This is a genomic window from Streptomyces olivochromogenes, assembly GCF_021538895.1.
Lineage (GTDB): Bacteria > Actinomycetota > Actinomycetes > Streptomycetales > Streptomycetaceae > Streptomyces > Streptomyces olivochromogenes_A.
Window position 1 is genome coordinate 189,800 of sequence record NZ_JADDRL010000001.1, and the last position, 13,704, is coordinate 203,503.

Here is a 13,704-nt window from a genome sequence, read left to right on the forward strand (position 1 = left end):
CACTTGATCGCGGCCATTCCATGCTAGGGAACCGCCGTGACGGCCGCTTCTCCGAAACTGATCGGATGTCACACGGCCGGGACCACCCCGGGTTCAGCGACGCAGGGTGGTCTCCCGCTCCATGTGGGACAGCTTCTCGGGATTGCGTACGGCGTAGAGCCCGGTGATGAGTCCGTCGTCGATGCGCACCGCCACAACGGTGTCGATCGCGTCGTCGAACCGGAGAACCAGCGCCGGGTAGCCGTTGACCTGTGCCGGTCGCATCGACGCCGCGGCGAGGGTGCCCATCCCGGCGGCCAGCAGACGGGCCACCTTGTCGGCTCCCACGACCGGCCGCAGGACGGCCTTCTTGACTCCACCACCGTCGCCCAGGAAGACCACCTCCGGCGCGAGGAGGTCGAGCAGGCTCTGCAAGTCGCCGGTTTCGGCGGCCCGTTGGAACGCGTCCAGCGCGTCCTGGGTCTCGGTCCGGGAAACGATCCCGCGCGGCCGGCGCGCGGCGACATGTGCCCGTGCGCGGTGCGCGATCTGACGGACCGCCGCCGGACTCTTGTCGACGGCCTCGGCGATCTCGTCGTACCCGAGGTCGAACACCTCGCGCAGCACGAACACCGCCCGCTCGGTCGGCGCGAGCGTCTCCAGCACCAGAAGCATCGCCATCGAGACGCTGTCGGCCAGCTCGGCGTCCTCGGCGACGTCCGGGGCGGTCAGCAACGGCTCGGGCAACCAGGCGCCGACGTAGGACTCCTTACGGCGGCCGAGCGTACGCAGCCGGGTCAGCGACTGGCGCGTGGTGATCCGGACCAGGTACGCACGCTGATCCCGCACGGTGCCGAGATCGACACCCGCCCAGCGCATCCAGGTCTCCTGGAGCACGTCCTCCGCGTCGGCGGCCGAGCCGAGCATCTCGTAGGCGACGGTGAACAGCAGGTTGCGATGGGCGATGAACGCCTCGGTGGCGGCGTCCGTGCGTCCGCCGTCGGCGTGCCGCCCGGCCGCGCCCTCCGCGCCCTCCGCGTCCTCCATGTCCGCCGTGTGCTCGCTGTGCGCGCTCTTCACCTGTTGCTCCTGCCTGTTCGCTCTCGACAGTGTCACGCGCACAAGACGTCGGCCCCCCGTTGCCTTGTGACACCCCTGCACGGTGGCGCTCGTCACACGACCGTGCCGTCACAAGGAGCGGGGCGCCGGCATCTCGTGTTCGGCAAACGCACCACCACGAGTGAGGACGAGATCATGGACGCCCGGTTCAACCTGCTCGACAACGAGATCTCCAGCAAGTTCGCCAAGCGGTTCGCCAACTCCGGCATGGTGATCGACCAGTCGTCGCTGCCCAAGTCCACACGGGAGTTGGTGTCGTTGCGCGCCAGCCAGATCAACGGCTGCGGCTGGTGCGTCGACATGCACACCAAGGAGGCGGCGGCCGCCGGCGAGACCGCTGTCCGCCTCAACCTGGTCGCCGCCTGGCGTGAGTCCACGGTGTTCACGGAGGCCGAGCGGGCCGCGCTGGCCCTCGCCGAAGAGGGCACCCGGCTCGCGGACGCCCACGAGGGCGTGTCCGACGAGACCTGGGCCCAGGTGCGCAAGCACTACGACGACGACCAGGTCGCGGCACTGGTCTGCCTGGTCGCCCTGATCAACGCGGCCAACCGGCTCGCCGTGATCGTGCACCAGCGGGGCAGCTCGTACGAGCCCGGCGCGTTCGCCACGGCGGTCAACTGACCGGCGGCCGCGGCCGGCCCGGCCCGGCCCGGGATCAGTCGATCCGGGCCGGGCCCGTGCATGTCCCGGTCGTAGCCGTCGTCGGCGTGGAGAGGCAGACGTTGACGGAAACAGGGACGGGCAGCGCAGATCCGGCGAACTGGGGCGTATGTTCCGGTCGATTCGCCCGGATCCTGCTTCTTCGCCCGCTTCAACACCCTGCCGAGGAGGGCGTCTTCAAGGGTTGCGTGGGTCGCGCATGTGACCGATGTGACGTTCTTCCTTGCGGACGAAGGGCGGGTGCGGTGAATCTTTCGGGGAACGCGCGTCCGAAGAATTGTTATCCGAGGCTCCCCCGGCGGTCTCCCAGGTATCGGACAGCATCGTTCGGCGTCTAGGACAGGGAAGCGTTAGATGAGCACACAGCACGCGGCGGAGTCGGCGGCCTTGGTGATGGCCGCCCGGGACGGCGACCCGGAGGCTCAGGACGCCCTGGTCAGTGCCTACCTCCCGCTGGTCTACAACATCGTGGGACGGGCTCTGAACGGCTCGGTCGACGTCGACGACGTGGTGCAGGAGACCATGCTGCGTGCCCTGGACGCGCTGGGCGGCCTGCGTACGCCCGAAAGCTTCCGTTCCTGGCTCGTGGCGATCGCGATGAACCAGGTCCGGGCGCACTGGCAGGACCGGCAGGTCGCCCCCGACGCGGTGGAGGAGGCCCACGATCTGGCCGACCCGGGGGCCGACTTCGTGGATCTGACCATCGTGCAGCTGCAGCTGTCCGGCCAGCGCCAGGAAACCGCGGCTGCCACGCGCTGGCTGGAGCCGGACGACCGGGGGCTCCTGTCGCTGTGGTGGCTGGAGTGCGCCGGTGAGCTGACCCGGGCCGAGGTCGCCGAGGCCCTGGAACTGACGCCCCAGCACACGGCGGTGCGGGTGCAGCGGATGAAGGCGCAGCTGGAAGCCGCTCGTGTGGTGGTACGGGCGCTCGCCGCGCAGCCGCCGTGCGCGGAACTGCGCGGCATGCTGGGCACCTGGGACGGCCGGCCCTCCGCGCTGTGGCGCAAGCGCATAGCCCGGCACGCCCGCGGCTGCGCGCGCTGCTCGGGCCTGTGGAGCGGGCTGATGCCCGCGGAAGGGCTGCTGGCCGGTCTGGGGCTGGTCGCGGCGTCGTCCGCGCTCGTCGCGGGCATCCGCTCGACCACCAGGGGGATGGTTCCGGCCGGTTCGGCGCTGCGCATGGATGCCTCCGCGGGCCGCGCCGGATCCGGCCCGGCGGCCGGGCACCGCGCCTCGCGCGTGCGGGGTGCCTCCCGGGGCGAGGCCCGCCGGCGCCGTCGAATACGGCGACGTGCCGTGGGAGGCGCCGTCGTGGCGGTCTGCGTGGCGGGCGGCGGCCTCTGGTACTTCGGCTCCGGGAACGACGAAACGACCACCGCGCACTCCGCCGACGCTCCCGTCGTGGACCTCTCGGCCCGCAGCACCGCCCAGAGCACACCGTCCGCCTCGGCCTCCGCGTCGCCTTCCCCGTCCGCGTCGAAGAAGGCGAAGGCGTCGCCGAGCCCGAAGCCCACCAAGAAGAGCACCCCGACCCCCCGGCAGACCATCCGGCCCACTCGTACGTCCGTCGTTACGCCGCCGACACAAGCAGCCCCGTCCGGCACGGTGGCGCAGGTGGTCGCCCTGGTGAACAAGGAGCGGGCGAACGCCGGCTGCGGTCCGCTCACCGAGGACTCGCAGCTGGACAAGGCGGCGCAGGGCCTCTCGGACGACATGGCCGCGCGCAACTTCTTCGACCACACCGACCCCGACGGCCGGGACCCGGGGCAGCGCATCACCGCCGCCGGCTACCGCTGGTCCACCTACGGGGAGAACATCGCCCAGGGCCAGCAGACCCCGGCGTCCGTGATGGACTCCTGGATGCACAGCCCCGGCCACCGCGCCAACATCCTCAACTGCTCCTTCAAGAACATCGGGGTGGGCGTGCACAACGGTTCGGGGGGCCCGTGGTGGACGCAGGACTTCGGCGCCAAGCAGTGAGTCGCTCGTGCCGACTCCGCCTCGTGAGTGCCGTGGCGGTGTGACCGGGGTGTGCGCGCGTTCCATCGCGTGGGCGCACTCCCGGTATGCCCAGGCTCTATGCCCAGGCTCAATCAGCCTGGCGTTGGAGATCGGCTACATGATGGAGAGCCGTCTTGAAGGCGGCGTACTCCCGCTTGCCCAGTGCGTTCGCGTGACGTTCCTCGATGGCGCGCATGATGGAGGTGGCGGCCTCCATCTGCAGCAGTCCGCGTTCGGTGGGACAGATCAGCTTGGCGCGGCGGTCGGCCGGGTCCGGCCTCCGTTCGACGTAGCCGAGGCGTTCCAGGTCGTCGATGAGGGAGCCGATGACCTGCTTGTGCTGTCCGGAGGCGCGGGCGAGTTCGCTGGCACGGATGCCGTCGGCACGCAGGTAGGCGAGGACGGCGCCGGCGCGCGGCTGGATGTCGTCGAAGCCCTGCTCGGCGAGCGCGGTGAACAGCTCACGCTGAACGGAGAAGAGGACCCGCGCGGCGAGCACGCCGAGGTCCGGCTCCGAGGTCTCGTGCCCGGTCAACGCCTCTCCCGTCTCGGCGGTCCGCCACCGCAGTGCTGTCCGACGGGCAATTTTAGTGCGCTTGCGCTCCGCGAGACCGAGGCATTGCCCCGAATAGTCACCAATATTGACTATCAAGTTCGGTGACCAATCGCGTGGCTCCACCCCCGAAGGAGCGGAAGATGAGCGAGCGCAGCAAGTTCACGGAGTCGATCACCCGGGGGAACGCTGTCGTCGTGCTGGTCGACCACCAGGTGGGTCTGCTGACCGGCGTCCGGGACATCCCGATCGGCGAGCTCAAGCACAACGTGGTCGCGCTGGCACGGGCGGCGGCCGTGCTGGGCATCCCGCTGGTCGTGACCACCACCGCGGCCGACAGCATGTGGGGGCCGACCGCACCCGAGCTGGTCGAGGCGTTCCCGGCCGGACAGAAGATCATCGACCGCAGCACGGTCAACGCCTGGCACGACGACCGGGTCCGCGAGGCCGTCGAGACCACCGGACGGCAGAAGCTGATCTTCGCCGGGGTGTCGCTCTAAGTGTGCGCGGCACTGCCCGCGATCTCGGCGACGGCCGCCGGGTACGACGCGTACGTCGCCGTGGACGCGTCCGGCACCTTCAGCCGTACCAAGCGGGAGGCCGGCCTGTTGCGCATGCAGCAGGCGGGCGTGATCGTCAGCGACGACGGCACCCTCATGGTCAAGGCTCTGGCCGACAACGCCTCCCCCGAATCCGGCGCGTTGTACGCCGCGCTGGACATGCCGTTCGCCGTGCTGGTCGGCCAGATTTCGACGGCCTATCAGGGCGGGGTAGCCGACCGCCAGGAGCGCGTATAGCGTCACCGCGTGGATCAGAATGAACGGCTGCGTCACGCCTCGTCGTTCGGTGCGGCGGCGGTCGCGTACTCCACGCACCGTCCCAACTATGCGCAGGCCGCGGTGCGTTGGGCGCTGGAGCCCGCGCCCGGCCCCCGTGTGCTCGACCTCGGCGCCGGGACCGGCAAGCTGACCGCCACGCTGGTCGCCCTGGGTGCCGAGGTGATCGCCGTCGAGCCCGACCCGGGGATGCTGACCGAGCTGCGCCGCTCACTGCCGGATGTCCGTGCCCTGTCGGGCAGTGCCGAGGCGATACCGCTGCCGGACGCCTGCGTCGATGCCGTGCTGGCCGGCAACGCCATGCACTGGTTCGACATGGCCGTCGCGGGACCCGAGATCACCAGGGTCCTCGCGCCCAGCGGCATCCTGGCCGGCCTGTGGAACCTCATGGACGACCAGGTCGAGTGGGTTGCCGGGCTCGCGCGGGTCAGCGGGAGCGCGGCCATCGGCCCCCGCGACACGCCCACCGGCTGGCGCGCCGAGACGGCCGACCTGCACCTTCCCAAGACCGGCGCGGCCGCCCGGTTCGGCTCGCCGGAGCAGGCCGAGTTCCCTCGCGGGCAGCGCCGCACCGCCGACTCCCTCGTCGCGACCATCGCGACGCGCGCGGGAATGCTGGTCATGCCGGAACACGAACAGCACGTCACGCTGGGCCGGATCCGCGCATTCCTCGCCGACAGACCGGAGACGGCCCGCGGCGAGTTCACTCTCCCGATGCTGACCGGCGTACTGCGCGTCCGGCGGCTGTGACACATCACGGCGGTTACTCGTCCTGTGCGCGTGCGGTGTTGACCGCCGCCTGGAGTTGCAGCCAGGACGGGTCCGTCGCGGTCGCGGTGGTCGTTGATTCCAGGTCGTCCCGCTCCCAGGTCCGAGTGCCGTCGGTGACGACGAGGTGGGTCTCCAGATCGCCGACGTCGGGCACCTCGGAGGTGGCGGCCAAGAAGGACGCGACGGCGGCCCGCGACCCGTCGGCGTCCAGGGTTCGGGCCGTTGCGGAGTCGGGGCGCAGCGAGTCGGCGCGCAGCGACAGGAGCGCGAGCTCGCCTCCACCGCCGGCGACGAGGAGATGCCCTGTCGTCGTGGCGGTCAACGCTGTCAACGCGGTCACCGGGGAGCCGGCCAGCACGTCGTGCTCGACCGCCCGCTGACTGTGGAGGTCGACCTCGATGAGGGTGCCGGTCGGCGTTCCGACCCAGAGCACGCCGGGTTGGGCTCCGAACGCGATGTTGTGTCGCGACCAGGCGCGCATCTGCTCAAGCCACTCCGGCGGGCAGGGGTGGCCCGGGTAGGGGTCGCCGAGGGCGGTCGTCAGTACGCAGTGAAGTGAAGGGAACTCGAATACGTTCGGTGTGTTCCCGTACGCGTTGCCGCGGATCGCGAGATGGCGTCCGTCCGGGCTGAAGATCGGTGTCCTGTAGCCGTCGGCATCAAGGATCAGCGCTCGGCGAAGCACGCGCATCGCCGCCGGCCGGGTGTCGTCATCGACGCGTGCGAAGAGCCCGAGCGTCGCGCCCTGATTGCTGAAGAGCGTGGCCACCAACCCGCCGGCGGGATGCTCCGCGATCCCGGTGTCCCAACTCGGTCCGGTGCTGACGGTTCCCGAAGCGAGGTCCAGGACGTCGGACCGCTCCCATGCGTCTTCCTCGTCGCCGGACGACGGCGAGGCCCACAACGTCCGGCCGTCCGGGCTGAATGCCAGATTTCGGTAGCGGGCAGTGGCCGGCAGGCCTTCCGGTTCCGAGAACCCGGCACGGGTCCACTGGACCAGTCCGTTCTCGCCCGAGACCAGGAGCAGGGGCTGGTCCGGATGCCAGGTGACGGCGGGTGTCCGCTGCATGCGCCGCCAACCGGCATCGGCGTAGTCGCTCGACTCGGCGCCGACCGTGCCGAGTCGGCGCGGTTGCCCGGCCGCGCAGTCCCAGACGTGTACCGTCGGGCGTTCCGAGTCCAAGCCGGCGACCAAGGGGAGTCGCGGGTGGCACATCAACCGCTCGACAGAGGGCCCACCATCGACTCGTACACGTGCCACGGTCTCAACGACAGTCACTTCAACACCGTACTGTTCAAAGGGCATTGCGAGGGCATCACCTCGGCGCCGGCCCGCTCAGCCTTCCTTCAGGCTCCAGGTCTCCCAGGTCAGGTCGAGGCGGCGGTACGCGTCGTCGAACCAGGTGTCGGTGCCTTCACGCCATGCGACGTCATGTCCCGCGTCGGGCATGTCCAGGGCCTGCTGCCACTGTCTCAGATCCTCGGGGAGGAGCCCGGTCCTGAGGCTCCCCCGGACGAAGGGTGTGTCGACGTGGAACTCCCCGGCCAGGACGTCGGTTCCGGTGAGGCCCTGCCGCGTCTCCTTCCCGGTGATCCGGAGGATGACGGTATTGCCGCCCCCCTCCAGGCGGATCAGGTCGATCGACTCCTCGGCCATGACGGCTCCTCCCGGCTCGCGCGTGTCGTCGCACCCTATGCGTCGGCGTCGGCGTGGGCGCCGGAGCGGACGGCGGTTCCCTTCGTGCTTCATATCCCACACGCCAATTCATGACGGCCTCGGATTTCTCGGCGAACTCAAACGTTCTCCTCAATGGGCCGATGACCATTCACTGAATTCGCCACCTGCCGCGCAACGCCGTCGCCCGGGCGGCGGAGCGGCCCGACGCGCCAGTGATCCGATCGCTTGCGCAGCGTCAGCATCAGGCGGACTCTGGACCTGATGAGGCAGGCCGGTGAGGGCGTAATGAGCTACGCAGGACAGGCAACCCGGGACGCCGACTTCCGTGGCCCATTGGACGTGACAAAGGCCGCCACATTCGTAGTCGACGGCCAGGACATGGTGATCGGCTGGAGCCCTGCGGCGCAGGAGCTCCTCGGTTACCTGCCGACCGAGATCATCGGGCGCCCCGTCGACACGTTCCTCGGCTACGAAGAGTCCGCGTCCCCCACCAGACCCACCTGCGAGTCCGCATCGGCCGAGCAGGCCGCCGACGCGTCGATCCTGGCCTACCCGAAACGGGACGTACACGTTGCCGTCCACCGTGACGGCCACCGGCTGCACCTCGTCATCGCCGTCTGCCATCTGTCCGGGACCGGCGCCCTCCAGCGGGTCCTGGTGGCGACCGAATGCGGGCAGCTCGGGGAGTGGGAGTCCCGGCTGGCCATGCTGGACGGGCTGGCCACCCAGTCGCCCCTGGGCTTCGCCATCTACGACACGCGGCTGCGTCTCGTCTGGTGCAACGCCGCCTCCGAGCTGGAACTGGGGCAACCGCTCGCGGAGGTCCGGGGCCGGCACGCCGACGACCTGTACCCCAAGGGACGGTTCGTGACACCGGGCTACCCGGACACCCTGCACGGCGTCATGAACAAGGTGCTGGACAGCGGTGAGCCCATCATCGACCTGCACTTCCGCGGCCAGCAGCCCAGCGACCCCGGGAAGGAACATCTGTGGTCCTGTTCGTACTACCGACTGCAGGACCCGGACGGCCGGGTGCTCGGGGTGTGCGAGGACGCGTTCGACATCTCCGACCGCCATGAGGCGCAGCGTCAGCTGAATCTGCTGGTCGAGGCCGGTCGTCGTGTCGGCACCACGCTGGACGTGATCGCCACGACGGACGAGCTGGCCGCGGTGGCAGTTCCCGAGTTCGCCGACCTGGTCGAGGTGGACCTGGCTCCGGCCGTGCTGAGCGGCGAGGTGCCGGAGGGCGGGGATCCGGAGGGCAGCGAGCTGGTCCGCACCGCCTCCCGCTCGGCCGCCTCCGGGGGCCCGGCGCACTCCGCGGAGTCACCGCGTCGCCAGCCGCGTCCGGTGGAGTACGCGATCGGCTCGCCCCAGCACCGCAGCCTCGCCTCGGGCGGTCTCGTGCTGGAGGACGACACGCTGGTCGTGCCGCTGCGGGCCGGGGGCAGCCCGCTCGGCCTGGTCACCTTCGTACGCCGCGTCGGGTCGGGGATCTTCGACCGGGCCGCCGTCGCGGTGGCGGACGAGCTGGCCGCCCGGGCCGCGGTGTCCATCGACAACGCCCGCCGCTACACCCGCGAACGCAACGCGGCCCTCGCTCTTCAGCGGCAGCTCCTGCCGCAGTACCTGCCGCCGAACTCGGCCGTCGAAGTGGCGCACCGCTATCTGCCGACGGACGATCTGAGCGGCGTGGGCGGCGACTGGTTCGACGTCATCCCGCTGTCCGGCGCGCGCGTCGGGCTGGTGGTCGGGGACGTGGTGGGGCATGGGCTGCACGCGGCGGCCACCATGGGGCGGCTGCGTACGACCGTGCGGGCTCTCGCCCCCATGGATCTTCCGCCCGACGAGCTCCTCAAGCGGCTGGACGACCTCGTGGGGCAGTCCGCCGAGGCCGACTCGGACGCCTCGGACGCATCCGCCGATGACGATGTCGCGGCCGGGGCCACCTGTCTGTACGCGGTCTACGATTCGGTGTCCCGACGGTGCACCATGGCTCGCGCGGGCCATCTGCCGCCCGCGGTCGTGGAGCCCGGCGGGCACGTCACCTTCCCGGACCTGCCGGCCGGCCCGCCCCTGGGCCTGGGCGGGCTTCCGTTCGAGTCCCTTGAGGTCGAACTTCCGGTGGGCAGTCTGCTGGCCCTCTTCACCGACGGCCTGGTCGAACTGCGCGACCGGGACATCGACAAGGGGCTGGAGACCCTGGGGAAGGTCCTCAGCGAGAACTCAGGACCTCTGGAGGATCTCTGCGACCGGGTCATCTCCGAACTCCTCCCCGGCAGCACGACCACCGATGACACGGCTCTGCTGCTGGTCCGTACCCGTGAGCTCGACAGCCGCAGGGTCGCCGTCTGGACCCTGCCCGCCGAGCCGGTCTCCGCCGGCCGCGCGCGGGAACTGGTCGCCGGACGGCTGAGCGACTGGGGACTGGACGAGCTCGTGTTCTCCACCGAGCTGATCGTCAGCGAGTTGATCACGAACGCCGTCCGGTACGCCGACGGCTTGCTGCATCTGCGGCTCATCCGCGACCGCACCCTCGTGTGCGAGGTCGCGGACGCCAGCCACACCGCCCCTCACCTGCGCCACAGCGCGGACGACGACGAGGGCGGTCGCGGGCTGTTCATCGTGGCTCAGCTCGTTCTGCGGTGGGGGACGCGTTACACCCGCGAGGGCAAGACCATCTGGACGGAGCAGGCGCTGCCCTCGGACTGACTGTGCCCGCACGCGCAGCGCGATGTCCACTTTGCACCGATAGGATGGGCTTTGTGATCAGGTCAGGACGGCCCCGGCATCGCCGCCCTCCGTTCGGTGGCCGACGCGAGACTGTACTGCTGTCACCGGTGTTCCTCACTCTCCTCATCACCGGCCTGGCCTTCGCCACGCCAAGGGAAATCGCGTTCAGCCGTCTGCTGCCCGCGGCACCCGCGCTCGCGGCCGCGATGTGGCCCGTCCTCCCGACGATCCTGCTGGGCGTGTTCTGCCTGCTGGTGATGATCGGACTCAGCCTCGTCTACTCCGATCTGGGCACCCCGTACACGGCCGCCGCGATCATCGCGGTCACGCTGGCGGCCGCTTATGCGAGCCATCTCCGCCTTGAGCGGGAGGAGACGCTCTTCCAGGTCCGGCTCGTCGCCGACGCGGCCCAGAAGGTGCTGCTGCGTCCCCTGCCGCGCCGCATGCACGACGTGGAGATCGAGTCGCTCTATCTGGCCGCCCAGGAGCAGGCCAGGATCGGCGGCGACTTCTACGAGGCGGCCGAGACGCCGTACGGGGTACGCCTGCTCATCGGTGACGTGCGCGGCAAGGGGCTCGCGGCGGTGGGTGCGGCGTCGGCGGTGGTGAACTGCTTCCGGGAGAGCGCGTACGACCAGCCCGACCTGAGAGCCGTCATCCGCCGCATGGAAGGAAGCATCGCCCGCTACAGCATCGCGACGCCCGGCCCGGATCAGCCCGAGCACTTCGCCACCGCCCTGATCGCCGAGATTCCGTACGACGGCGGGCAGGTCAGAATTCTGAACTGCGGGCACCCGCCTCCACTGCTCGTGCAGCGCGGGAAGATCCTCGTCCTGGAGCCCACCAGCCCCTCGCCGCCCCTCAACCTGGCGACGCTCCTCGGGTACCACTACAGCATCGACACCATCACCTTCACTTCCGGCGACCAGCTGCTCCTCTACACCGACGGCGTGACGGAGACCCGGGACAACGCGGGCAAGTTCTTCCCCCTGCCCGACTGGATGCGACAGGTCGGCCCGACCTCGCCCCGCGAGCTGCTGGACCAGCTGCACCAGGACCTGGTCCACTACAGCGGCGGACGGCTCAGCGACGACATCGCGGCCCTCGCCGTGCGCTCCAGGCATCCGCTGCCCCAGGAGATCACGACGTAGGCGGCCGAAAGCCGTGCTTTCCGCTCCCGTGGCTCACGATCGCGCCGGTTGGTTGGCGATCAGGAGAGTCGTGCCGGCGGGGCGGAAGCCCAGGCGTGCGTAGATCCGGGCGACGGCGTCCTCCGCGTAGGCGAGGAAGACCGTGCTTACCCCGTGGTCGCGGGCGTGGTCGGCGGGGGCCGCGGTGAGCGTGGCGCCCAGGCCCTGGCGGCGGGCGATGGGGAGGGTGCCGATGCCGCCGATCTCGGTGGCGCCGCCGGCCGGGTGGTAATGGCCGACGGCCAGCGGGGTGCCGTCCGGGGCGAGGGCGGCCATGAGCGTCTTGTGCCCGGCGCGGATGGTGGGGCGGACCGATTCCACGGCGCCGTCCTCGGTCAGTTCTTCGGCGACCAACGAAAGTTCCTCACGGCCCCCGGACCCCACCGCCGTGCCGCCCGCGCCGAATGCCAGCCGGGGCAGAGCCAGGGCCGCGGGCAACGCGGGGTCGTCGGCCGTCAGCACGCGCAGCGTCACGCCGTCCGGCAGCGGCGGCCGCGGGTCGAACCGGTGGTGCGGATCCAGCACCATCAGCGGCCGCTCCGCCACCGGCAGACCAGCCGCCTCGATGCGGGCCCGCAGACCGGGCGCCACCTCGGCCAGCCACTCGAAAGCCTCCGGCACGCCGAGTTCACACTGCCGAGCCCGTACCCGGGCAATGTCGGCGGCGGCGACCGAGGCTCCGGCGGCGGTGGGCTGCGCATGGCTGGGACCGCCGTAATACGGAGCGCCGGGCTTGCTTCGCACGAACAGCCGCAGCGAACCGAAATCCTCGGCATCGGCGAACGACAACGGCACAGTGGCGTAGTACTGCTCGATCCGGGCACGCAGCGAGTCGATCACGCGGAGCATCCCACCACGGCACGGCGTCCCACCGCACGTCATATCCACCCGGCGCGGTGGACCGTGCGTTTCAGCGCTTGCTTTCGACGAGCTCCTTGAACTGTTCGAGGTCGTGCTGGATCAGTTGCTGGATCGCGTCGGACTGGGCGAAGCCTTTGGGTCCGCCGAAGGTCTCGCGGGTCTTCACCGGGTCGTACTCGACCCGTATCTGGATCTGCGTGTGCTGGTCGTCGATCGCCCGTACGGTGAACGCGCCCTTCAGGTCGGCGGCCTCACCCTTGGCGGTGTGCCACATCATCACGCTTCCCTGCGCACCGCCCTTGGCGCGGTCGATGAACTCGGCATCGAGTTCGTGCGGCCCCTTGTCCAGCGACAGGTCCAGATGTGCCCGGCGTTTGCCTTGTGGGCGTGCTTCCCGGACACCGTCCACGAACCGCGGAAGGCTCTCCACGCTGTGCAGGTAGTCCCAGGCCACCTCGGCGGGGACGTCGACGTCGATCTGCTTCTCGACCGTGGACATGTGCAACACCTCCGTGATCATCCGCACAGGGCAGGCCCCACCCTCCACCATCGGCCGTTCGGGCGATGCCCGCACCCGGAAGGGGCGCACGACGACGCGCGAAGCCTTCCGCATCGGCCCGCCGCGGGGATTTCACAGGACATATCAAATTCCCGTGGCCATTAATTAATGACAATGCGGGCGATTCTGAATTTCCACGTGGGACCGGCCGACCCCTTGTCCGCCCTCCGGACCGGGCTTACTGAGCCGCGGTGGATCTCTTCTCCCGCTCCTGGACGGCTTTACGCGAGGCGCCCGCCGACACCGCACCGACCATGGACGCGGTCACCTACTGGCAGCTCGCCGAACCCCCGACCGGTGAGGACCCGCTCGACGCGCTGATCCCCCGGCTGGCCGCCGCGTACGGCGAACCCCGCCGGCTCAGGTTCCATTTCGACGACGTCGGTTCCGCCGCGGGCCGAGCCGCCGTACTCGCCGATCCCGCCGCCCGCGTCAGCACGCGCGACGAGGTCCTGACCGTCGGCGACTACCTGTCCGCGTACGTCCTCGAATGGTCCCTGCACCACCTCGACCTGATCGCGCATCTGCCCTCCGCCGCCCAGCCGCCGGCCGAAACCCTCGCGGCGGCACGCGCGTTGCTGGAGAAGAGAGCCGGGACCGCGTTTCCCGCCTCGTTCTCCGACGCGGACGCACTGCGGGTCGGCACCGGGCGCCGCACGCCGACCGCTGCGGAGACGGCCGCGCCGGGCGACTCGCGTCATCCGGCGCGTTCCCAGCCGCCCCCGGGTGCCCGGGGGCGGCGATGCCGACAAACTGCCTGACCT

Annotated in this window: 14 protein-coding genes; 8 read left to right on the forward strand and 6 right to left on the reverse strand. The window is 70.4% G+C overall.

From position 1 onward, the window contains the following. Positions 1–93 precede the first annotated feature (93 nt). A complete protein-coding gene (locus IPZ69_RS00925; RefSeq protein WP_235451695.1) occupies positions 94–1,026 on the reverse strand; it encodes an RNA polymerase sigma-70 factor in 933 nt (310 codons plus the stop codon). A gap of 207 nt (positions 1,027–1,233) precedes the next feature. On the opposite strand from IPZ69_RS00925, the gene IPZ69_RS00930 reads away from it, so the two are divergent. Both IPZ69_RS00930 and IPZ69_RS00935 read left to right on the forward strand, forming a co-directional pair. Further along, positions 1,234–1,719: a carboxymuconolactone decarboxylase family protein gene (locus tag IPZ69_RS00930; RefSeq protein ID WP_235451696.1), complete on the forward strand. Its 486-nt coding sequence runs from the start codon at positions 1,234–1,236 to the stop codon at positions 1,717–1,719. A 393-nt stretch (positions 1,720–2,112) separates the two neighbouring features. After that, on the forward strand, positions 2,113–3,738 hold the full coding sequence (locus tag IPZ69_RS00935) for a sigma-70 family RNA polymerase sigma factor (RefSeq protein ID WP_235451657.1): 1,626 nt from the start codon (positions 2,113–2,115) through the stop codon (positions 3,736–3,738). 109 nt (positions 3,739–3,847) lie between these two features. Here the strand turns inward: IPZ69_RS00935 and IPZ69_RS00940 are convergent, their stop codons facing one another. Beyond that, positions 3,848–4,294: a MarR family winged helix-turn-helix transcriptional regulator gene (locus tag IPZ69_RS00940; protein WP_235451658.1), complete on the reverse strand. Its 447-nt coding sequence runs from the start codon at positions 4,292–4,294 to the stop codon at positions 3,848–3,850. 161 nt (positions 4,295–4,455) lie between these two features. On the opposite strand from IPZ69_RS00940, the gene IPZ69_RS47315 reads away from it, so the two are divergent. Genes IPZ69_RS47315 through IPZ69_RS00950 form a run of 3 tightly spaced genes read left to right on the forward strand, consistent with a single transcriptional unit; the run spans position 4,456 to position 5,898 of the window. Then, entirely contained in the window at positions 4,456–4,812 is a 357-nt protein-coding gene (locus IPZ69_RS47315; protein WP_308407411.1) for an isochorismatase family protein, read from the forward strand. Further along, a complete protein-coding gene (locus IPZ69_RS47320; protein WP_308407412.1) occupies positions 4,813–5,109 on the forward strand; it encodes a hypothetical protein in 297 nt (98 codons plus the stop codon). Positions 5,110–5,118: 9 nt separating this feature from the next. Next, on the forward strand, positions 5,119–5,898 hold the full coding sequence (locus tag IPZ69_RS00950; protein WP_235451659.1) for a class I SAM-dependent methyltransferase: 780 nt from the start codon (positions 5,119–5,121) through the stop codon (positions 5,896–5,898). Between the two features lie 13 nt (positions 5,899–5,911). Here IPZ69_RS00950 and IPZ69_RS00955 read toward each other — a convergent pair whose 3' ends face one another. Both IPZ69_RS00955 and IPZ69_RS00960 read right to left on the reverse strand, forming a co-directional pair. Further along, positions 5,912–7,102 carry a hypothetical protein gene (locus IPZ69_RS00955; RefSeq protein WP_235451660.1) on the reverse strand — a complete coding sequence of 397 codons (1,191 nt, stop codon included), beginning with the start codon at positions 7,100–7,102 and terminating at the stop codon, positions 5,912–5,914. 153 nt (positions 7,103–7,255) lie between these two features. Beyond that, entirely contained in the window at positions 7,256–7,576 is a 321-nt protein-coding gene (locus tag IPZ69_RS00960; protein WP_235451661.1) for a DUF5959 family protein, read from the reverse strand. A gap of 306 nt (positions 7,577–7,882) precedes the next feature. Here IPZ69_RS00960 and IPZ69_RS00965 point away from each other — a divergent pair, with 306 nt between their 5' ends. After that, positions 7,883–10,309 (forward strand): SpoIIE family protein phosphatase, encoded by a 2,427-nt coding sequence (locus IPZ69_RS00965; RefSeq protein ID WP_235451662.1) that lies wholly within the window; start codon positions 7,883–7,885, stop codon positions 10,307–10,309. 128 nt (positions 10,310–10,437) lie between these two features. After that, positions 10,438–11,481 carry a PP2C family protein-serine/threonine phosphatase gene (locus IPZ69_RS00970; RefSeq protein WP_235451663.1) on the forward strand — a complete coding sequence of 348 codons (1,044 nt, stop codon included), beginning with the start codon at positions 10,438–10,440 and terminating at the stop codon, positions 11,479–11,481. Positions 11,482–11,514: 33 nt separating this feature from the next. Here IPZ69_RS00970 and IPZ69_RS00975 read toward each other — a convergent pair whose 3' ends face one another. Both IPZ69_RS00975 and IPZ69_RS00980 read right to left on the reverse strand, forming a co-directional pair. Next, a complete protein-coding gene (locus IPZ69_RS00975) occupies positions 11,515–12,369 on the reverse strand; it encodes a GNAT family N-acetyltransferase (RefSeq protein WP_235451664.1) in 855 nt (284 codons plus the stop codon). 61 nt (positions 12,370–12,430) lie between these two features. Further along, entirely contained in the window at positions 12,431–12,880 is a 450-nt protein-coding gene (locus IPZ69_RS00980) for an SRPBCC family protein (protein ID WP_235451665.1), read from the reverse strand. 251 nt (positions 12,881–13,131) lie between these two features. Between IPZ69_RS00980 and IPZ69_RS00985 the strand changes: the two genes are divergently transcribed. Continuing rightward, positions 13,132–13,701, forward strand: coding sequence for a maleylpyruvate isomerase (locus tag IPZ69_RS00985; RefSeq protein WP_235451666.1), 570 nt, complete (start codon positions 13,132–13,134; stop codon positions 13,699–13,701). Positions 13,702–13,704: the final 3 nt, after the last annotated feature.

Excerpts from the sequence above, each read along its gene's own strand:
- IPZ69_RS00925 (WP_235451695.1), bottom strand. The coding sequence starts at position 1,026 with ATGGAGGACGCGGAGGGCGCGGAGGGCGCGGCCGGGCGGCACGCCGAC.
- IPZ69_RS00930 (WP_235451696.1), top strand. The coding sequence starts at position 1,234 with ATGGACGCCCGGTTCAACCTGCTCGACAACGAGATCTCCAGCAAGTTC.
- IPZ69_RS00935 (WP_235451657.1), top strand. The coding sequence starts at position 2,113 with ATGAGCACACAGCACGCGGCGGAGTCGGCGGCCTTGGTGATGGCCGCC.
- IPZ69_RS47315 (WP_308407411.1), top strand. The coding sequence starts at position 4,456 with ATGAGCGAGCGCAGCAAGTTCACGGAGTCGATCACCCGGGGGAACGCT.
- IPZ69_RS00960 (WP_235451661.1), bottom strand. The coding sequence starts at position 7,576 with ATGGCCGAGGAGTCGATCGACCTGATCCGCCTGGAGGGGGGCGGCAAT.
- IPZ69_RS00965 (WP_235451662.1), top strand. The coding sequence starts at position 7,883 with ATGAGCTACGCAGGACAGGCAACCCGGGACGCCGACTTCCGTGGCCCA.
- IPZ69_RS00975 (WP_235451664.1), bottom strand. The coding sequence starts at position 12,369 with ATGCTCCGCGTGATCGACTCGCTGCGTGCCCGGATCGAGCAGTACTAC.
- IPZ69_RS00980 (WP_235451665.1), bottom strand. The coding sequence starts at position 12,880 with ATGTCCACGGTCGAGAAGCAGATCGACGTCGACGTCCCCGCCGAGGTG.